Here is a 19,195-nt window from a genome sequence, read left to right on the forward strand (position 1 = left end):
AAATTAATTCGATATCCACATAAATATTTTCTACTGAATTAATCATCTAATTCAGAGATTCTTATTTTGACTGTTCACAATTATTACTACTCTTTAGATAGATAAAACCCCCGACAATATAAATACTGCGGGGGGTTAAAATAAACTTTTGTTTGCTAAAAGAAACAAAAGTTAGAAAAATAAACCATTATTCACTAATGAAGTTTTAGTTTTGGTCTAATCACACGATTGATTGATCCAACTAACATCATCAAACCCGTTTTAAGATAACCATGTAACGCGATTTGGTGCATACGGTATAAAGAAATATAAACGATACGTGCAATACGCCCTTCTATCATCATATCGCCTTTCATTAAGTTGCCCATCAAACTCCCTACCGTACTAAATTTAGAGAGCGAAACTAACGAGCCATGATCTTTAAACACATATTCTTTTAACGTTTTACCCTTTAACATGGCTAAAATATTGCTATAACAACGGCTTGCCATTTGATGAGCGGATTGTGCCCTTGGCGGAACAAAACCTCCCTCTTTTCGCGGACAGGATGCACAATCACCAATCGCAAAAATCGCATCATCTAATGTTGTTTGTAATGTCGGCTTAACGACTAATTGGTTAATACGATTGGTTTCTAATCCAGCGATATCTTTCATAAAGTCTGGGGCTTTGATCCCCGCAGCCCAAACCATCAGATCAGCATCAATATGCTCGCCATCTTTGGTATTTAACCCTTTTTCATCGGCGCTTGTTACCATGGTTTTCGTCATCACGCGCACACCCAACTTAGTCAGCTCTTGATGTGCTGCACTTGAAATACGCACGGGTAATGCAGGTAATATTCGCTCACCCGCCTCAACAAGCGTGATATTAAGGGCTGATGGCGCTAATTTTTTTAAACCATAACTATTGAGTTGGCGAACAGCATTGTGTAATTCGGCAGATAATTCCACTCCAGTTGCACCACCCCCCACAATCGCAATATTTACTTTACGATTTTCAGCTTCTGCGTTGGAGTCTGCTGAATATTTTAAAAATAAATTGAGCATTTCATTATGAAAACGGTGTGCTTGCTGTGGGCTATCTAAAAAGATGCAGTGCTCTTTGATCCCTGGGGTGCCAAAATCATTAGATTTACTGCCTAAGGCCATGACTAAAATATCATAATCGAGTTGACGCTCTGGAACTAATAGCTCTTGATTTTCATCATAAATAGCAGCCAAAGTGATATTTTTATGTTGGCGATCAAGCCCTGTTAAAGTGCCTAATTGAAAATTAAAGTGATGGTTATAACCATGAGCGAGATAACTTAATGCATCAACACCATCATCTAATGAGCCTGTGGCAACTTCATGTAACAGAGGTTTCCATAAGTGACTATTATTTCTATCAACAAGGGTAATTTCTGCTTTTTTTTTGCGCCCTAATTTATCACCCAATTTAGTCGCTAGTTCTAATCCACCAGCTCCACCACCGACTATAACAATTTTTGTTAATGACATATAACGTCACTCCTAAAGATATTTACTGTTGTTATTTAAGTCATCTTGGTTAAATCCACTTAAATAACGACAGTTAAAACGTTTCAGTCAATGATTTTGATAATAGCCAAAGCTCATTGGCAATATGGTCATACCAAAGTTGATTTATATCAAAAAAATTTGAATTTTCATACCTGTTTTTTGATGAATCGAGTCATTTAGGTTGTTTTTCATTCACCAATAGAACATCTTATTGACATATGGCTATTTTTTACCATAAATATCAATTAGATATAGGATATAAGTGAATAATTCAGTCGGAATATGAGAGGGGCTTAAAATAATAAAGAAAAGGAAAAATATAAATCAAAAAAGATGGACAAAATGCACTCTGTCCATCTTACATAAGCCAATTTTAAGCGGGGATTTTGCTATTAAATGCTTTAATTTTAAAAAGATGTTCTGACAAGCTTTTGAACTTATGTGTCTGCGTTTCATCCCAAATAATCGAATAATAAGGTGATAACTCATCAGCAGAACGCTGGTTATCTAAAATCTCATCATGACGGGATAAAATCACTAATGCATTGTCTCTATTTTTAGAGCGAAAATCTTGAATACACTTAGTGGCAATATCTAAATACTCTTCAGGTCTATCAATCTTATCAGTCATATTTTCATATGGAAAAAGATTGGGGTTAATCATTACTTGGCGAATATTAGATAAAAAACCGATACGCTCTGCCCAGTAGCCACCTAATCCTACACCACAAATCAGCACCGGCTGTTTTGTCGATTTAATCAGTTTATCCGTCTCTTTGAGTAGATGTTGCATATCGTGACGTGGATGCAACGTACTGTAACTGAGAAAACGGACATCAGGATCAATAAACTGTAGCTGTAATACCTTCTCATGATTTCCCGGACTGGTGGAATCAAAGCCATGTAAATATATAATCATGCGCGCTCCTGCCATTGCTCCTGTAATTGGGTCAGCATTTGATTCGCTTTTTTCCAACGATCAGATGCTTGCAGTTCACTTAATGTGTAACGACCTCGGTGATGGTACAACGCCGAAATGCGTTCTGCTTTGACAAAGGACAGGTTATCTAACACACTTACCGCCCCTTTACGGTTATTACACACTAAAAGCATATCACAACCCGCATCTAATGAACGTTGCGCTCTCTGCGCATAACTTCCCATAATAGCGGCACCTTCCATAGATAAATCATCAGAGAAAATAACGCCTTGGAAACCGAGTTGTTCACGTAAAATTGATTTCAACCAATAAGGAGAGCCACTTGCTGGACGCTCATCAATCTGAGAATAAATAACATGAGCTGGCATAATGGCATCTAATAATTGACGTTGGATAAAATCTTTAAAGATAGCCATATCACGTTGACGAATATCGTTTAAAGAGCGCTCATCACGTGGCGTTTCTTTATGGGAATCGGCTCTGACGGCACCATGACCAGGAAAATGCTTACCTGTTGATTTCATACCTGCAGAGCGCATTCCTTTAATAAAACTTTCCGCCATATCCATAGCAATTTCTGGACACTCATGGAAAGAGCGCTCACCGATAGCAATACAGTCATGACCAAGATCTAGGACTGGAGCAAAGCTAATATCAATATCCATTGCGATCATTTCTGATGCCATTAACCAACCGGCCTCTTGTGCTAAGCGACTAGCTTGATAGCGCTCATTAAGCGCAGCATAAGATTGCGCGGCAGGTAAGCGAGTAAAACCATCACGAAAGCGCTGTACTCGCCCTCCTTCTTGGTCAACGGCAATCACTAAACGCTCATGGGAAGCATCACGGATTTGGCGCACTAATTCATTTAACTGCTCAGCGTCGTGGAAGTTGCGGGTAAAAAGGATCAAACCACCAACAAGGGGATGCTTTAAAATTTCACGCTCCTCGTTATCGAGCTCATATCCTTCAACATCAAGCATTACAGGACCCATAACATTCCTCTCTTTGTTATTGCAATAATAAAATCTTTTCAATTCATCAGACTAAAATAGCGACGTAAAGGTTCAGACATAGCCAAAAACGCGTTATCTTTGGTTTGTTGCCAACGAACCTCATACCACATCAGCATCATATACAAGATAAAGGGTTCTCTTGATAAAATACGCTGCTTTAATACGTTAACCGAATAAAACGACTGCTGTTGTGGGTGCTGCCTATTTTGCTGATCATTATTTAATTCAGTATAGTGATGATATGCACAATACTCATGTAAAAATGCTGTTTGTTGTGCGCTGTTTAACTGATTTGCGGCAAAAAATGTCATTAATGAATCTGCCGTATCAATATCAGCAGCATATTCCCAATCAATAAATTTTATACCTGAATCGCTCAGAAGAATATTCTCAGGATGAAGATCCATGTGAGCTGGCGCGTATTTTATGAGTGTACGTCGAGGTTGACGTAAAAAATCGTGATGTAAACGTAACCACTTTGGTGATAATCGTTTTCTGTCAATATGATACCAATAGACTGAAAGTTCATGCCACAAATCAAGAGGAAGCCCAAAAGGTTTTTGCTGATGTAACTTAGCAATTTGATGAGCTAATAATTTGAGATGGGAGCCAAATAACTGCTGATGAGTAAGATGCTCACCCTCTAGCCACTGGAAAAAAAACCATGCACCATGGCGTTTAATAATATTTGGTGCAAGCTGAGTATTTAATAACTGTTTTAAAATCGAAGACTCTTTTTTAGCCCTGACAAAAAGTGCCGTTTTTTCAGAACCATAATAACGAGCGACCCAATCTATCCCATTACTTTGCAAACGAAAAGTACCGCCCCCTAATCCCGCTAAGGCGGTTATTTGCCACTGTGATAAGGGTATTGCGGGAAACCATTCCCGCAATAGGCTCAATAACTGTTGTTGATAAGACTTACTCAACCTTATGGCGCCCGCTCCAGAGTATTTCTCCGCTCGCAACCGACATTAATTGCATGCTGATCACACGATTATCTTTCTTACCATCGACAGTAGAAAACAAAATATAGTCTGCTTGCAAATAACGCGCTAAACCAATTGCCGCACTGCGCAATCCTAAGCTATCTTCACCGGATAGTCCTAATGCTTTTCTTGCTGACATCATTTGTGCATAAGGAACTGTTTGTAATGCACTAATACTATTTACTGAGTCGATAATTGTGTTAGTAGCATTAACTGCTTGGATGTTTCCGCCCGAATTATTTTTTACATTATCAACCACTAATAATTTGCCAGTTGCTAAATCATCCGTGACAGACATCTCTCTAATTAATGGCTGAATGGCCGCGTTCCAATTAATACTGGTTATTTTTGGCGGTGTTGGTACAACCTCTATGGGTGGCTCGATAGGTTTAGGTGGCTCTGTTGGCTCTGTGGGAGTAACAGGCTCTACAGGTGCTGGGGGTTGTTGTGGTAACATCGATGGACAACCTGCCAGTAAAAATACCGCTGCCACCACAAATAGCATTTTTTTCATATGACTACCTTATCCTAAGTAAAGAGATAGACTCTGACATAACTTACTGTTTTATTGGGTATATCAGCACTGATCTCAGTATCACCATCGCCCAAAATCATCACATCATTTACGCGGCCTGCCGGAGAAATTTCCAGTCCTTGCTCGTTATACCAATAAAAACGATAACGAATAGAGACAGGATAAGATCGCGTATTCGATAACGTCACCGTGGCGCGACTCCCCTGTTCATAACGCGTTAATAATGGTTTGCCTGCCACAATACCTACAGCTAAAACCGACGGCTCCATCACAATAGATTGTTGACGATTAAAATAGAGTTTATTGTCTGAATGAGACGCAAAACATCCAGCCAATAACGTTGTCATCAACAATACTATAAGTAATGAATAAACCCTTTTAGCTTGTTTTATCATGCTGCTACCTTGTTGCCATGATGATCTATTATCACATTAGATTATTTGCTTAATAATGGCCCTAATGGTTTTCCACCTAAAAGATGCATATGAATATGGAAAACTTCTTGCCCACCATGTTTATTGCAATTCATTACTAAACGATATCCCTCTTCTGCAATACCTTCTTGCTGAGCAATTTTAGCTGCCACAACAAATAGATGACCTAAAACTTGTTCATCTTGTGCAGTAACATCGTTTACCGTTGGAATAAGTTTATTGGGGATAATTAAAATATGAGTAGGCGCTTGGGGTGAAATATCACGAAATGCAGTGACAGTATCATCTTGAAAAACGATATCTGCAGGAATTTCACCACGAATAATTTTACTAAAAATTGTCTCTTCTGCCATTTTTATCACCTTATTATTTATTTTAATTCCTAGCCATCACTCGCCAATATTTCTATTGAACAACTTAGTCTGCGAGGTTTGGTATTTGAAAAAGTGTTGCAAAATTACGGGTGGTTTGCTGAGCAAGCTCTTCTATGCTCACCCCTTTTAATACGGCCATATACTCAGCAACATCACGTACATAAGCGGGTTGGTTCTCTTTACCACGATGAGGCACTGGCGCTAAATATGGCGAATCCGTTTCAACCAGAATACGATCAAGTGGTACGATACGTGCAGCTTCTCTAATTTGCTCGGCATTTCTAAATGTCACAATGCCTGAAAAAGAGATGTACATACCAAGATCAAGTAGCGCCATTGCTGTTTCTTTATCTTCCGTAAAACAGTGCAATACACCGCCACAGTCTTGAACCTTTTCTTCTTTTAAAATAGTTAGCGTATCTTCACGAGCGCTACGCGTATGTACAATAACAGGTTTATTAACTTGGCGCCCAATGCGAATATGTTCACGGAAAATTTCACGCTGAAGTGACGCATTTTCTTGTTGATAATAGTAGTCTAAACCTGTTTCGCCTAATGCAACAACATCGGCCTCAGCTGCAAGGCGCGCAAGCTCAGCGACATCGTGTCCCTCATCAAGGTTTAATGGGTGAATACCACAAGAAAAAGCCACATTATCACGCTTGCCGATCAGTTCGCGCATATTTTTAAAGCCGGGTAATGTTGTTGCGACAGCTAACATATATTTGACATCACGCTGTTGCGCTTTTTCTACAACATCATCAATATTTTTGTGCAGTTTTTCATAATCTAAGCTGTCAAGATGGCAGTGTGAATCAACTAAAAACATAATGTACTCTCATCGTTATATAACTTTATATTATTTCTTTTACTTGTCTGCTAAATGGAAAGGGAAATTATTTCCCTAGAGCAACTAGCTGGGCTTCCCAATCAAGTAACTGTTCTGCCAACAATAGCTCTTTATTGATTGCTGGAATGGTAACTAATTGATGACGACACTGTTTCCAGCTTTCGCTCACCGCTAGCAACATTGCAGAAGGCAACTGTGATAACGCCATAATTAATGGCTGCTTATCTTGGTTGACACAATACACTTCAGCATGAGTTTGTCGTTTTAAAGCATCCAACAGTAATGATAATAACCAATAGATCTTACGTTCAGCATTATCTTGATTGAACTGAGCTAACAACCCATATAAATTTTGTTGTTGTAAGCTAACATATAACGCTTGGCAGAAGGCTTCCCTTTCTTGCCATTCTTGTTTTAGTAATGATAACGCTAAAACGGGCGCACCTTGAGATAGATTTAATGCTGTGACACCATCGGCATAAGCCATATTAGGTAGCTGTTGTTGTAGCCAATGTATCGCATAATTCATCTCAGGCGGTGCTAAATGGTAATAGAAACAGCGACTACGTAGTGTTGCTAGCAATATTTCAGGTTGTTGACAATTCAATAAAAAATAGCAATTAACTGGTGGCTCTTCTAAGGTCTTTAATAACGCATTGGCTGCCGCTTCTGTTAATGCCTCAACCTCTTTTATCCATACCACTCGTGAGCCACCTTGTTGTGCATGGTGCTCAAGCTTTTCGGTGACTTTTCTAACCGCTTCGATCCCTATTGATGACTTTCCCTTTTCATTTTGCAAGATATGCCAATCTGGATGTGTTTCTGCCAACATCAAACGGCAACTATGACACTCATTACAGCTTTTTGAACCCTGCTTATTCTGACACATTAACCAACGACTTAATCCATAAGAAAGTGCATCAGCCCCCATTCCTTGAGATGCATGCAACAAAATCGCATGATGACCACGCCCTTCTTGGTACATACTTACCAGTTGTCGATATGCCTGATTTAACCAAGGATACCAATTCATAATGCGCTATTTTCCTGAGTCAGCCACTGATTGAGTACATCGCGAATATCCGCTTGTACTTTATCAATATCTTGTGATGCATCAATGGTAATAATCGAGGTGTCTTCTTTTGCTAATGCTTGATAACGTTCGCGAGTGCGGTAAAAAAAGTCCATAGACTCTTTTTCTATTCTGTCCAATTCACCTCGTGCTCGTGCTCTGGCTAGACCAACGGCCGGATCTAAATCAAGATAAAGGGTAAGATCAGGTTTAAAATCTGCTAATACCGTATCACGTAGTGACTTCATCAGGGCTTTGTCAATTCCTCGACCACCACCTTGATATGCTTGTGAAGAGAGATCATGTCTATCCCCTATCACCCACTTACCTTGGGCTAAAGCTGGTTTTATCACATTTTCAACCAGTTGCACACGTGCAGCATATAACATTAGCAATTCAGCTTTATCGGTAACTTTTTCGCCTTCAATACCTTGTTTAATCAATTCCCGTAATTTTTCTGCAAGCGGAGTTCCCCCCGGCTCGCGCGTAAAGGCCAAATCGGTGATCCCTTGTTGTTTTAATGTATCAACAACCGTTTGAATAGCACTGGTTTTGCCAGCCCCTTCTAATCCTTCAATAACAATAAATTTGCTGTTTTTCATAATTATCTTTGTTGTAAGCGTCGGTATTGTGCGACGGCTTTATTATGCTCCGCCAACGTTGTAGAAAACTTATGTCCCCCAGTGCCATCTGCGACAAAATAGAGATAACGCGTATCCGCAGGATGTGCTGCGGCTTTAATGGAAGCAACACTTGGCATAGCAATCGGTGTTGGCGGTAGCCCATCAATTTGGTAGGTATTGTAAGGCGTATAGCCATTAAGATCACTGCGATAAATTGTACCGCGATATTTATCACCTAACCCATAAATCACAGTGGGATCAGTTTGTAAGCGCATATTACGTTTTAAACGATTAACAAACACCGAGGCCACTTTGGTTCTTTCTGCATCAATGCCAGTCTCTTTTTCAATAATCGATGCCATAATCAACATTTCATAGGCAGATTTATAGGGTAAATCACTATCGCGTTTTAGCCACTCTTCTTCTAATGTTTTTTCCATTTGCTGATAAGCACGTTTTAAAATGGCGATATCCGTCGTGCCTGCGGTGTAATGGTAAGTATCAGGAGCAAACCAACCCTCAAGATGGGTAATTTCAGGCTTCATTCCTATCTCTTGGCGTAACTTATCGCTTTCCATACCATTTGCGACAATCTTTAACTCAGGGGCTTTATCAAAAATAGCTTGCCAATCACTTAAACGGCTACCCTCGATAAATCGAATCGTAAACTGCGCCTCTTTGCCACTTTTTATTAACAGCAAAACATCCCGCAGTGTCATACCTTTTGTTAAACGATAAGTCCCTGCTTTAAATTGACTGAGTTCTGGTTTTACTTTTAATAAAATTTGAAAATAATCTCCTTGTTTAAGAAGATTATTCTTAATAAGCAATTGTTCCATCGCAATACGCCCTGTTCCTGCCGGAACAGTAAGCAGCATTTCATCTTGCTTTACCACAACATTGTTCTCTAACCCACGAAGGCTTTGCATAATATATAATGTGGCTGCGCCAGCGCTAATCAATAATGCAAAAAAGGCTATCCAAACTAATTTTTTTATCTTCATTTATAACTCATCAAACGTTAAGTCAGTGACAAACAGTGTTGTAAAACAACATGGTAAGCGTCTCTATCGCGATATTGATAGTGCTTATCATCTGAAAAATAGATCTGTTTTACGGGAATAATGGGCATCAGTGCATTGGTTAACCAAATTTCATCTGCTTGATAGAGCGTTTGCGGTTTTTCTCGCACAATGTGAATATCCCAGTCCAATTGTTGCGCAAAATCTAATACCTGCTGGCGCATGATCCCATTCACACCCGAAAGACTAATATCCGGGGTAAATAATTGATTTCCTTTACGCCAGAAAAGGTTTGCGGCATTCGCTTCAACTAAATATCCTTCATTGTCACACACTAACATGTCATCAAATGGGGTTGTTTCTAAATGGTGTTTAATCAGCACTTGCTCTAAGCGATTAAGATGCTTGATACCGGCTAATAAACTATTTTGTCCCAATCTCACTGGGCTAATGGCTAAAGAAACCCCTTGCTTTTGTAAGTTATGATAATAAAACGGGTAAGTTGAGCAGGATGTGATCACTGTGGGTGTGTCAAAGCCTTTCGATGAATAGCCTCGCCCACCGCTTCCGCGGCTAATAATCACCTTAATAACACTTTTTTCAGTGATTGTGGACGCTATTTGTAGAAGATGGCTGGCTAACCATTGCCAGTCTGGTGAGGGTAAAAACAGTGCATCACAACCGCGTTGTAAACGCTTAAGGTGAGCAGATAATAGAATAGGTTTACCTTGTTCAACGGCAAGTGTTGTAAAACAGCCATCACCAAATTGTACCGCGCGATCACTCACATTGATGCTTTGTTGCTGTTGTCCATTTACCCAATACATCAAACACCTTATTTATAATCTATGTTATTGATATTTTTTGTACATGATAAACAAGTTAATGTAAAAGGACAAAGCTATAGATAAAATAAAAGACCCAGCATGATGTCTGGGTCTTTAGACTAATTCAATACGCGAATAAGCGGTTTACACACGCTTAAAGAGAATCGAACCGTTGGTACCGCCAAAGCCAAATGAGTTACATAGTGCATAATCCATGTTCTCAACTTTACGCGCTTTATGTGGTACGAAATCAAGGTGACAATGTTCATCTTGATTATCAAGATTGATTGTTGGCGGTACAATTTGGTCACGTAAAGACAAAATAGTAAAGATAGACTCAATCGCCCCGGCAGCACCTAATAAGTGACCCGTCATCGATTTTGTTGAGCTAACTAATACATCAGTCCCTTTGCCAAATACCGTTTCAACAGCTTGCGCTTCTGCAATATCACCCGCATTAGTAGAAGTACCATGCGCGTTGATATAACCGACATCAGCAGCAGTAATACCCGCATCTTTCAATGCGTTTTCCATTGCAAGTGCACCACCCGCACCATTTTCTGCAGGAGAGGTCATATGGTAAGCATCACTACTCATACCAAAACCAACAACTTCTGCATAAATTTTAGCGCCACGTGCTTTAGCGTGTTCATACTCTTCGAGGACTAACACACCTGCACCATCACCTAACACGAAACCATCACGATCTTTATCCCATGGGCGACTTGCCGCTTGAGGATCATCATTACGTGTTGATAATGCACGTACTGCACCAAAACCACCAACACCTAATGGTGTTGTTGCTTTTTCAGCACCGCCCGCTAACATCACATCAGCATCACCATAAGCGATAATACGAGCGGCATGCCCGATATTATGCACACCTGATGTACATGCAGTTGCGATAGAAATGGTCGGTCCACGTAAGCCATAAATAATGCTTAAATGGCCAGCAACCATATTAATGATGGTTGAAGGAACAAAGAATGGGCTAATTTTACGAGGGCCACCATTGATTAATGATGAATGATTTTCCTCGATAAGGCCTAAGCCACCAATACCAGAACCAATAGCAGCTCCGATACGACTTGCATTGGCTTCTGTTACTTCAAGACCTGAATCCGCAATGGCTTGAACACCTGCTGCAATACCATATTGAATAAAGAGATCCATCTTGCGCGCATCTTTACGCGAAAGATTGTAATCTTCATGATTGAAATCTTTTACCAATCCTGCGAATTTAGTCGCATGATGACTGGTGTCAAATTCTTCGATAAGGCCGATACCACTCTGTCCGGCACACACAGCTTTCCAAGAAGCTTCTGCGTTATTACCGACAGGAGATAACATGCCTAGTCCGGTCACAACTACACGACGCTTAGACACGCTTATCCTCCAAGGAGGGAAAAAGTTTAGGATTAAGAATATAGGCGGTCGAGTGACCGCCTAGATTAGCAAGCTTATTTACCTGCGTTTTCAACGTAATCAATAGCAGCTTGAACTGTAGTAATTTTTTCTGCTTCTTCGTCTGGGATTTCGATATCGAATTCTTCTTCCAGAGCCATTACCAGCTCAACTGTGTCAAGAGAATCAGCGCCTAAGTCATCAACAAATGAAGCTGAATTCACAACTTCTTCCTCTTTAACACCCAGTTGTTCAACAATGATTTTCTTAACGCGTTCGTCGATAGTGCTCATACTATTAAATTTCCTATCAAAACTCGCTTGCGCGATGATTTTCTTAGTTTATAAATACAGGAAAAGATCTAACCAATCCCGACTGTGTGGACTACTTTATTCGCTATATTTTGCATTATATTGTACGCAAAAAGCAAATATAAAGACGTCCCCGTAATTAGACCATGTACATGCCGCCATTGACATGCAATGTTTCACCCGTGATATAGCCTGCTTCATCAGAAGCTAAGAAAGCTACAGCACTGGCAATCTCTTTGGCATCACCTAAACGGTTAGCTGGCACTTGAGATAAAATACCGGCTCTTTGGTCTTCTGTTAACGCTCTGGTCATATCAGTTTCGATAAAGCCAGGAGCAACAACATTTACCGTAATGCCACGGGAAGCAACTTCGCGTGCTAATGATTTACTAAAACCAATCACACCCGCTTTTGCTGCCGCGTAGTTTGCCTGTCCAGCATTACCCATGGTTCCAACTACTGAACCAATAGTAATTATGCGACCATAACGTTTTTTCATCATAGCACGCATAACTGCTTTAGACAGACGGAAGACTGATGAAAGATTAGTGTCAATGATATCTTGCCACTCATCATCTTTCATGCGCATCAACAGGTTATCACGAGTAATACCTGCATTATTGACCAAAATATCAATTTCGCCAAATTCCGCGCGCACATCAGCTAAAAATTTTTCAATAGAGTCAGTTTCTGTGACGTTTAACACAAAACCTTTACCTTTATTGCCTAAATATTCGCTGATCGCTTTAGCACCGTTTTCACTCGTTGCTGTACCAATTACGGTAGCACCACATGCTATTAGCTTTTCTGCAATCGCACGGCCAATACCACGGCTTGCACCAGTAACTAGCGCTATTTTTCCGTCAAATCCCATGAGATCCCTCAGTCATTTCCTAATGCAGCGTCTAATGATGCAATATCATTAACTGCCGCAGCGTTCATCTCTTTAGAAATACGTTTCGTTAAACCAGTTAATACTTTACCGGGTCCTATTTCTAATAATTGTGTGATGCCCTTGCCAGCAATAAATTCAACCGTTTCAGTCCAGCGGACTGGGTTATAAAGCTGACGAACTAATGCATCTCGAATAGCATTAGCATCGGTTTGTGCTTTCACATCAACATTATTAACAACTTGAATTTCAGGTTGTTTAAATTCAATTTCTTGTAATGCAACAGCTAACTTATCTGCAGCAGGCTTCATTAAAGCACAGTGAGAAGGCACACTTACCGCTAAAGGTAACGCACGTTTTGCTCCAGCTTCTTTACATAATGCCCCTGCACGCTCTACGGCTTCTTTATTACCCGCAATCACCACTTGACCGGGTGAGTTAAAGTTCACAGGTGAGACAACTTGTCCTTGAGCCGCATCTTCACAAGCTTTTGCAATAGCATCATTATCTAATCCGATAATTGCATACATGGCGCCAGTACCTGCAGGTACAGCCTCTTGCATTAATTGACCGCGCAATTCTACTAGTTTAATCGCCGCAGCAAAATCAATTACGCCAGCACAGACTAAAGCAGAATACTCACCAAGACTGTGACCTGCCATCATTTGTGGCATTTTGCCTTGCTTTTCTTGCCATACTCGCCAAATAGCAACGGATGCTGCTAATAATGCCGGCTGTGTTTTCCATGTTTTGTTTAACTCTTCTTCAGGACCATTTTGCACTAAATCCCAAAGAGAATAACCCAATACATCAGATGCTTGAGCAAATGTTTCTGTCACTATTGGATAATGCTCGGCAAGTTCTGCAAGCATTCCAATCGCTTGTGATCCCTGTCCAGGGAAAACCATTGCAAAATCAGTCATGTTTATTTTCCTGATAATATTAAAAACGGATAAGTGCAGAGCCCCAAGTAAAGCCGCCACCAAACGCTTCTAACAGAATTAACTGCCCACGTTGAATGCGATTGTCTCTTACAGCTTCATCTAATGCTGTAGGAACGGATGCTGCTGACGTATTACCGTGGCGATCTAATGTCACCACGACTTTATCCATTGTCATATCCAGCTTTTTGGCTGTTGCTGAAATAATTCTTAAATTTGCTTGATGAGGCACAAGCCAGTCGAGTTCCGATTTATCAATATGATTCGCTTCTAATGTTTCATCCACAATGTGGGCAAGTTCACGAACTGCGACTTTAAAGACTTCATTCCCTGCCATGGTGACATAAGCAGGTAAGTCTTGATTTTCTCTATCCTGATAAGGCAGAGCTAACAGCTCACCAAAACGCCCATCAGAATGTAAATGTGTAGAAATAATACCTGACTCTTCAGAAGCACCGACAACGACGGCACCAGCAGCATCACCGAAAAGAATAATTGTACCGCGATCGTTAGGATCTAACGCATGTGATAAGCGATCAGCACCAATCACTAAAGCTTGTTTCACCGTGCCAGCCTTAATAAATTGATCAGCGATACTTAACGCGTAAACGAATCCTGAGCACGCGGCTGCAACATCAAACGCAATACAATCAGCAATACCGAGGGCGTGTTGAATTTGACATGCCGCACTCGGAAACGCATGAGAGCCTGATGTTGTGGCAACGATAATTAAGCCAATTTCTTGTCTATCAATATCAGCCATTTCTAATGCATTCTCAGCGGCACTCGCACCCATTTTGGCAACAGTTTCTTCTTCTGTTGCGATACGACGTTCATGAATACCTGTTCTGGTGACAATCCACTCGTCTGATGTATCAACCATTTTTTCTAAATCGGCATTAGTTCGCACTTGTACAGGCAAGTAACTACCAGTACCTAAGATTTTTGTATACATACTATCAATCACTCTTGGGTAATACTGTATTCAGACGTGAGGCAATTCGTTCTGGAATTTGTCGCTCAATGGCCTGAACAGCCTGTTCTATTGCTGCTGTAAACGCGTTTTCATTTGCGCCACCATGGCTTTTAATGACGATACCGCGTAATCCTAACAGAGAAGCACCGTTATACTGGTCGGGGTTCATATGGCCAAAACGCTTATTTAGGCGTTTTTGTAACCATTTCTTCAATAATTTCATCCACCACGACGTTTTTTTATTGTCACCAGTAGAAGATTTAATCAATGAAAGGAAGACTCTAATCACCCCTTCCATTGTTTTAAGGGAAACATTACCTGCGAAGCCGTCACACACCAACACATCTGTTTTGCCGGTCAGTAACTCGTTACCTTCCACATAACCAATATAGTTTATATTTGGTGTCGCCTTAAGAACGGTGGCGGCTTCGCGGATATTATCTAATCCCTTACTCTCTTCTTCACCAATATTTAAAAGTGCCACTTTAGGTGAATGTATACCTGCAATTTCTTCTGCCATCACGGCACCCATAACAGCAAATTGAACTAACATTTGGCTATCACAGTTAACGTTCGCGCCTAAATCAAGAACGACGGTCTTGCTTTTTTTCTGATTAGGTAACACAGAAACCAATGCAGGACGTTCTATTCCATCAATCGCTTTTAGCCGAAGTTTTGCTAACCCCATCAACACACCGGTGTTACCTGCACTTACACATGCCTGTGCTTCCCCTGTTTTCACCAGATCGAGTGCCACGCGCATTGATGTACCTTTACTTGCTCTAATAGCATGTGAAGGTTTGGCATCATTGGCGACAATATGTTCAGCCGGTATAACATGTAAACGGGAGATTAGCTCAGCATTTTGATTTGCAAGCAGAGGAGAGATAGAGTCTGGTTGACCCACCAGCAATATTTTTAAATGAGGATTAGATGCCAGCGCCCGCAAACATGCAGGCACTGTGATACGAGGACCGAAGTCCCCGCCCATCGCATCTAACGCTATGGTTAGATTTGTCAAAGTATCAACGAGCTATAAAGCTAATTACTTGTTGATAACCTTGCGGCCACGGTAGTAACCGTCAGCAGTTACATGGTGACGCAGGTGAGTTTCACCAGAAGTTTTGTCAACAGAAACATGAGTTGCTGTCAGTGCGTCATGAGAACGACGCATACCACGTTTAGAACGAGTTGGTTTGTTTTGTTGTACGGCCATTGACCTTACTCCTTAGTACTTTTCTTTAAACTGGCTAATACGGCAAATGGATTCGGCTTCTCTGATAATTCTTCAGGGAGTTCACCGAACACTTGTTCCGCGTCGGACACTTCACAGTGTTCAAAATCATGTACCGGAACCACCGGCAAGTTGAGGATTATTTCATCTTCAATCATCGCCAGCAAATCTATTTCACCAAAATCGTCTACGTCGATTGGCTCATATTCTTCCGGTAATGCTTCAGCCCGTTCATCACTAACAACAGGGCTAAAACAATATGTTGTGTGAACATGATAGGGAAAATGGCCCCCGCAACGCTGACACTCTAAAGTGACATCCACATCGGAATGCCCCTTGATGACTGCCAAACGTTGATGGTCAATATCAAATGATAAAGCCACATCAATATTACTGTCCACACTGACCACCGATTCAGCTAAGCGGCTAACTTGCTCAGAGGAATATTGACCGTCATAGTCTAAATTCTTCTGTGCTGCTCGCAGCGCATCAATGGTCAGGGGTAATTTTACCTTTTGCATAAGGCGCGCATATTATCTTTGTAATGGAATATAGTCAAAGAAAAAGGCGGGTTATCTACACCTTTCCACCAAAATTCGCTTTATCAGCGGCGCATAGTTTAGAATGTCGGGCATCATTTTGCTACGGATTTTATAAAAAATATGTTGCCACTAGTTCTTGCGTCGACTTCGCCCTTCCGAGCTCAGCTTCTGAAAAAGCTTGGAATGCCCTTTATACAGGCCTCCCCAAACATTGACGAAACCCCTTTGCCCACAGAGTGTGCACAAGCGTTAGTCACTCGTTTATCCTATGAAAAAGCGCGTGCTTTAGAGGTACAATACCCAAATCACTTAATTATTGGTTCAGATCAGGTTTGTGTACTCAATAAAAAAATTACGGGTAAGCCTCTTAATTTTGAAAACGCTTTTGCACAATTAAAACAAGCATCCGGTCAATGTGTATCATTTTATACTGGATTAACTTTATATAATAGCTCAACATTAGCCTATGAAAGTCATTGTGAATTATTTCAAGTTCACTTTCGGCATTTAACCGATGATGAAATTATCGGCTATTTAAATAAAGAAACACCGTTTTATTGCGCAGGAAGTTTCAAGTCTGAGGGGTTAGGAATTACTCTGTTCGATAAATTAAGCGGTGATGACCCAAATTCTTTAATCGGATTACCACTTATCCGATTGAATAAAATGTTACTCTCACAAAGAATTAACCCATTACTTTCCACAGATAATCAGGAATAGTCGTGATTGTCTTATTTTAATCTTATTTAGCGATAAAGCGTATTATGAATAAATTAGCATCAATTTTGGCAGCTTTAATCCTTACGGCATCGGTAGTAGGTTGCTCTGATGAGAAAGCACCTGACAATTCAGCCGTAAAAGCAGACAACAGTAGTAATGTTGCCCAAAATACTGATCCCAAAAAAGAAGATGAAAGTGCATCTTCATTTAAAAAGAACTTTATTAGTAGTTGCATACTCGGTTCTGGTGTGACTGATGATGCACTAATACCACAAATTACCGAAGTTTGTAGCTGTACTTACGATAACATCATCAAAGATTATGGTATGACCGAATTTATTCGCGTTGATATGGAAATGAGAAAAGATGGCTCCAAATCGCTTCCGAAAGAGTGGAATATCGATAAAATTGTTGAGCAATGTATATCAACCATCACCAAATAACCCTGGCTGGATACTGATCCTATTTTCTAGGACGACAACGGTAAATCATTTGCAAACAAAGTGGGAAAAATTTTTCTCCCACTTTGCTAGCTTGAAAACAGCAATATTAAGATTTTTGATTGCGTAATACTTGTAAACAGTAACGTAACGTTTTATCCATCGGCGCTTCAATACGCATTTTTTCCCCTGTTGAGGGATGAATAAAGGTTAATGAACTCGCATGTAAAAAGAGACGATTAAGCTTGGTTGAAGCTAATTGTGTATCAAAATCACGATCACCATAGCGATCATCAAAAGCAATAGGATGGCCGGCATGTAATGTATGGACACGAATTTGATGAGTTCGTCCCGTGACAGGACTTGCTTTAACTAAGGTCGCAAATTCAAAGCGCTCTTCTACCTTAAAGCGTGTTTCTGATGGTTTACCTTCACTACTTACTTTAACCACCCGCTCACCACTTTGTAGGATATTTTTCAATAAAGGGGCTTGTACTACTTTTGTATGAGATTGCCATTGACCACGTACTAAGGCTAAATAATCTTTTTGCATCTGTTTTAATCTTAGCTGTTCGTGTAGTGAACGCAGGGCTGAGCGCTTTTTAGCAATCAACAATACCCCTGAGGTATCTCTATCAAGGCGATGCACTAATTCTAGAAATCTCGCTTCTGGGCGCAATGCCCTTAAACCTTCAATCACACCAAAACTGAGTCCGCTACCACCATGTACTGCCGTCCCTGATGGCTTATTAATCAGCATCACATGTTCATCTTCATATAAAATACACTCAGCAAGTGCTGATACTTTTTCTAACTTAGGCGATACCGCATGTTCTTCTTTTTCTGCTACCCGGACAGGAGGAATACGAATGCTATCCCCTGCAGCTAATTTATATTCAGGCTTAATGCGCCCTTTATTAACCCGAACTTCACCTTTGCGGATAATTCGGTAAATCATACTTTTCGGTACACCTTTTAAGCGTGCCAGTAAAAAATTATCAATACGCTGGCCTGCCTCATCGCCATCAATGGTGACGAACTGAACTTGATTAAATGATTTCATAGTGGCGATTTTTTAGCTCTCTTAAAATAAAAAATGACAAACAAATTATTGGTGCACAAAATAACATCAAATTGGGCGCCTATTTTAACCTGATTAATGGGAAAAAGACGAAACATTAACTAATCTCTCATATTTATACAGAAAAAGTCACCAAAGCGGAAAAGTCATCTTGCTATAACCCCAACACCAATGGAATAATGCAGACTCTCCTGATTAAGTTTATCAGGTATATTTATGAAATTTTGTTTGTTTGATATTCAAATGCAGCAATGGCGTAAGACATAGTCGAATATCAAACAATTTAGTATGCCATAAATACATCACTTATTGAGTTGGCACATTACGTCTCAATTAAAGAGTGCTGAATTTTAGAACTGAAAATCAGACTCACCGACAAATTGCACCTCTATACAATCGACAACCGTGAGGTTGACGCCTTTGTAAAAGACACGAGGTCATCGGTTATC

At 40.3% G+C, this 19,195-nt stretch carries 23 protein-coding genes; 2 read left to right on the forward strand and 21 right to left on the reverse strand.

What is annotated here, in order from left to right; genetic code table 11:
* Positions 1 to 194: 194 nt before the first annotated feature.
* From AACU98_RS15010 to yceD, 20 genes are all read right to left on the reverse strand, one after another.
* Positions 195 to 1,502, reverse strand: coding sequence for an NAD(P)/FAD-dependent oxidoreductase (locus tag AACU98_RS15010; protein ID WP_004247101.1), 1,308 nt, complete (start codon positions 1,500 to 1,502; stop codon positions 195 to 197).
* A 394-nt stretch (positions 1,503 to 1,896) separates the two neighbouring features.
* Complete coding sequence (gene ycfP, locus AACU98_RS15015) at positions 1,897 to 2,442, reverse strand: alpha/beta hydrolase YcfP (protein WP_004247100.1); 546 nt, start codon at positions 2,440 to 2,442, stop codon at positions 1,897 to 1,899.
* On the reverse strand, positions 2,439 to 3,458 hold the full coding sequence (nagZ, locus tag AACU98_RS15020) for a beta-N-acetylhexosaminidase (RefSeq protein ID WP_004247099.1): 1,020 nt from the start codon (positions 3,456 to 3,458) through the stop codon (positions 2,439 to 2,441). The genes ycfP and nagZ overlap by 4 nt, the downstream gene beginning before the upstream one ends.
* Before the next feature lie 38 nt (positions 3,459 to 3,496).
* The gene (locus tag AACU98_RS15025; protein ID WP_049212458.1) at positions 3,497 to 4,408 is read right to left on the reverse strand and encodes a phosphotransferase; all 912 of its coding nucleotides are present in this window, start codon (positions 4,406 to 4,408) and stop codon (positions 3,497 to 3,499) included.
* Positions 4,401 to 4,982: a penicillin-binding protein activator LpoB gene (locus AACU98_RS15030; protein ID WP_004247096.1), complete on the reverse strand. Its 582-nt coding sequence runs from the start codon at positions 4,980 to 4,982 to the stop codon at positions 4,401 to 4,403. The genes AACU98_RS15025 and AACU98_RS15030 overlap by 8 nt, the downstream gene beginning before the upstream one ends.
* A gap of 14 nt (positions 4,983 to 4,996) precedes the next feature.
* The gene (locus tag AACU98_RS15035) at positions 4,997 to 5,398 is read right to left on the reverse strand and encodes a YcfL family protein (RefSeq protein WP_004247095.1); all 402 of its coding nucleotides are present in this window, start codon (positions 5,396 to 5,398) and stop codon (positions 4,997 to 4,999) included.
* Positions 5,399 to 5,439: 41 nt separating this feature from the next.
* Positions 5,440 to 5,790 carry a purine nucleoside phosphoramidase gene (hinT, locus tag AACU98_RS15040; RefSeq protein WP_004247827.1) on the reverse strand — a complete coding sequence of 117 codons (351 nt, stop codon included), beginning with the start codon at positions 5,788 to 5,790 and terminating at the stop codon, positions 5,440 to 5,442.
* 64 nt (positions 5,791 to 5,854) lie between these two features.
* A complete protein-coding gene (locus AACU98_RS15045; RefSeq protein ID WP_004247093.1) occupies positions 5,855 to 6,640 on the reverse strand; it encodes a metal-dependent hydrolase in 786 nt (261 codons plus the stop codon).
* Positions 6,641 to 6,707: 67 nt separating this feature from the next.
* The gene (holB, locus tag AACU98_RS15050; protein WP_004247092.1) at positions 6,708 to 7,694 is read right to left on the reverse strand and encodes a DNA polymerase III subunit delta'; all 987 of its coding nucleotides are present in this window, start codon (positions 7,692 to 7,694) and stop codon (positions 6,708 to 6,710) included.
* A complete protein-coding gene (gene tmk, locus AACU98_RS15055) occupies positions 7,691 to 8,335 on the reverse strand; it encodes a dTMP kinase (RefSeq protein ID WP_036908100.1) in 645 nt (214 codons plus the stop codon). Before tmk ends, holB begins: the two co-directional genes overlap by 4 nt.
* Before the next feature lie 2 nt (positions 8,336 to 8,337).
* A complete protein-coding gene (gene mltG / locus AACU98_RS15060) occupies positions 8,338 to 9,360 on the reverse strand; it encodes an endolytic transglycosylase MltG (RefSeq protein WP_004247090.1) in 1,023 nt (340 codons plus the stop codon).
* 17 nt (positions 9,361 to 9,377) lie between these two features.
* Positions 9,378 to 10,205, reverse strand: a complete 828-nt coding sequence (gene pabC / locus AACU98_RS15065) for an aminodeoxychorismate lyase (RefSeq protein ID WP_004247089.1) — start codon at positions 10,203 to 10,205, stop codon at positions 9,378 to 9,380.
* A gap of 144 nt (positions 10,206 to 10,349) precedes the next feature.
* Positions 10,350 to 11,591: a beta-ketoacyl-ACP synthase II gene (fabF, locus tag AACU98_RS15070; protein WP_004247823.1), complete on the reverse strand. Its 1,242-nt coding sequence runs from the start codon at positions 11,589 to 11,591 to the stop codon at positions 10,350 to 10,352.
* Between the two features lie 74 nt (positions 11,592 to 11,665).
* The gene (acpP, locus tag AACU98_RS15075; protein WP_004247087.1) at positions 11,666 to 11,902 is read right to left on the reverse strand and encodes an acyl carrier protein; all 237 of its coding nucleotides are present in this window, start codon (positions 11,900 to 11,902) and stop codon (positions 11,666 to 11,668) included.
* A gap of 157 nt (positions 11,903 to 12,059) precedes the next feature.
* Complete coding sequence (gene fabG, locus AACU98_RS15080) at positions 12,060 to 12,794, reverse strand: 3-oxoacyl-ACP reductase FabG (protein ID WP_004247085.1); 735 nt, start codon at positions 12,792 to 12,794, stop codon at positions 12,060 to 12,062.
* Between the two features lie 8 nt (positions 12,795 to 12,802).
* The gene (gene fabD, locus AACU98_RS15085; protein WP_012367763.1) at positions 12,803 to 13,735 is read right to left on the reverse strand and encodes an ACP S-malonyltransferase; all 933 of its coding nucleotides are present in this window, start codon (positions 13,733 to 13,735) and stop codon (positions 12,803 to 12,805) included.
* A 19-nt stretch (positions 13,736 to 13,754) separates the two neighbouring features.
* A complete protein-coding gene (locus AACU98_RS15090; protein WP_004247821.1) occupies positions 13,755 to 14,708 on the reverse strand; it encodes a beta-ketoacyl-ACP synthase III in 954 nt (317 codons plus the stop codon).
* Between the two features lie 4 nt (positions 14,709 to 14,712).
* Positions 14,713 to 15,750 (reverse strand): phosphate acyltransferase PlsX, encoded by a 1,038-nt coding sequence (gene plsX, locus AACU98_RS15095; protein ID WP_012367762.1) that lies wholly within the window; start codon positions 15,748 to 15,750, stop codon positions 14,713 to 14,715.
* A gap of 24 nt (positions 15,751 to 15,774) precedes the next feature.
* A complete protein-coding gene (gene rpmF, locus AACU98_RS15100; RefSeq protein ID WP_004247080.1) occupies positions 15,775 to 15,945 on the reverse strand; it encodes a 50S ribosomal protein L32 in 171 nt (56 codons plus the stop codon).
* A 5-nt stretch (positions 15,946 to 15,950) separates the two neighbouring features.
* Entirely contained in the window at positions 15,951 to 16,484 is a 534-nt protein-coding gene (yceD, locus tag AACU98_RS15105) for a 23S rRNA accumulation protein YceD (protein ID WP_004247079.1), read from the reverse strand.
* Between the two features lie 141 nt (positions 16,485 to 16,625).
* On the opposite strand from yceD, the gene AACU98_RS15110 reads away from it, so the two are divergent.
* Both AACU98_RS15110 and AACU98_RS15115 read left to right on the forward strand, forming a co-directional pair.
* Complete coding sequence (locus AACU98_RS15110) at positions 16,626 to 17,225, forward strand: Maf family protein (RefSeq protein ID WP_004247078.1); 600 nt, start codon at positions 16,626 to 16,628, stop codon at positions 17,223 to 17,225.
* 65 nt (positions 17,226 to 17,290) lie between these two features.
* Positions 17,291 to 17,668 carry a hypothetical protein gene (locus AACU98_RS15115; protein WP_223231955.1) on the forward strand — a complete coding sequence of 126 codons (378 nt, stop codon included), beginning with the start codon at positions 17,291 to 17,293 and terminating at the stop codon, positions 17,666 to 17,668.
* 106 nt (positions 17,669 to 17,774) lie between these two features.
* Here AACU98_RS15115 and rluC read toward each other — a convergent pair whose 3' ends face one another.
* Positions 17,775 to 18,728: a 23S rRNA pseudouridine(955/2504/2580) synthase RluC gene (gene rluC, locus AACU98_RS15120; protein ID WP_004247076.1), complete on the reverse strand. Its 954-nt coding sequence runs from the start codon at positions 18,726 to 18,728 to the stop codon at positions 17,775 to 17,777.
* Positions 18,729 to 19,195 lie beyond the last annotated feature (467 nt).

Origin of the sequence: Proteus sp. G4380, from assembly GCF_963885725.1 — a bacterium.
In the GTDB taxonomy this organism is placed as follows: domain Bacteria; phylum Pseudomonadota; class Gammaproteobacteria; order Enterobacterales; family Enterobacteriaceae; genus Proteus; species Proteus mirabilis.

Coding starts and splice junctions, on each gene's coding strand:
- AACU98_RS15010 (WP_004247101.1), bottom strand. CDS start 1,502: ATGTCATTAACAAAAATTGTTATAGTCGGTGGTGGAGCTGGTGGATTA.
- ycfP (WP_004247100.1), bottom strand. CDS start 2,442: ATGATTATATATTTACATGGCTTTGATTCCACCAGTCCGGGAAATCAT.
- nagZ (WP_004247099.1), bottom strand. CDS start 3,458: ATGGGTCCTGTAATGCTTGATGTTGAAGGATATGAGCTCGATAACGAG.
- AACU98_RS15030 (WP_004247096.1), bottom strand. CDS start 4,982: ATGAAAAAAATGCTATTTGTGGTGGCAGCGGTATTTTTACTGGCAGGT.
- AACU98_RS15035 (WP_004247095.1), bottom strand. CDS start 5,398: ATGATAAAACAAGCTAAAAGGGTTTATTCATTACTTATAGTATTGTTG.
- hinT (WP_004247827.1), bottom strand. CDS start 5,790: ATGGCAGAAGAGACAATTTTTAGTAAAATTATTCGTGGTGAAATTCCT.
- AACU98_RS15045 (WP_004247093.1), bottom strand. CDS start 6,640: ATGTTTTTAGTTGATTCACACTGCCATCTTGACAGCTTAGATTATGAA.
- holB (WP_004247092.1), bottom strand. CDS start 7,694: ATGAATTGGTATCCTTGGTTAAATCAGGCATATCGACAACTGGTAAGT.
- tmk (WP_036908100.1), bottom strand. CDS start 8,335: ATGAAAAACAGCAAATTTATTGTTATTGAAGGATTAGAAGGGGCTGGC.
- mltG (WP_004247090.1), bottom strand. CDS start 9,360: ATGAAGATAAAAAAATTAGTTTGGATAGCCTTTTTTGCATTATTGATT.
- pabC (WP_004247089.1), bottom strand. CDS start 10,205: ATGTATTGGGTAAATGGACAACAGCAACAAAGCATCAATGTGAGTGAT.
- acpP (WP_004247087.1), bottom strand. CDS start 11,902: ATGAGCACTATCGACGAACGCGTTAAGAAAATCATTGTTGAACAACTG.
- fabG (WP_004247085.1), bottom strand. CDS start 12,794: ATGGGATTTGACGGAAAAATAGCGCTAGTTACTGGTGCAAGCCGTGGT.
- fabD (WP_012367763.1), bottom strand. CDS start 13,735: ATGACTGATTTTGCAATGGTTTTCCCTGGACAGGGATCACAAGCGATT.
- AACU98_RS15090 (WP_004247821.1), bottom strand. CDS start 14,708: ATGTATACAAAAATCTTAGGTACTGGTAGTTACTTGCCTGTACAAGTG.
- rpmF (WP_004247080.1), bottom strand. CDS start 15,945: ATGGCCGTACAACAAAACAAACCAACTCGTTCTAAACGTGGTATGCGT.
- yceD (WP_004247079.1), bottom strand. CDS start 16,484: ATGCAAAAGGTAAAATTACCCCTGACCATTGATGCGCTGCGAGCAGCA.
- AACU98_RS15110 (WP_004247078.1), top strand. CDS start 16,626: ATGTTGCCACTAGTTCTTGCGTCGACTTCGCCCTTCCGAGCTCAGCTT.
- rluC (WP_004247076.1), bottom strand. CDS start 18,728: ATGAAATCATTTAATCAAGTTCAGTTCGTCACCATTGATGGCGATGAG.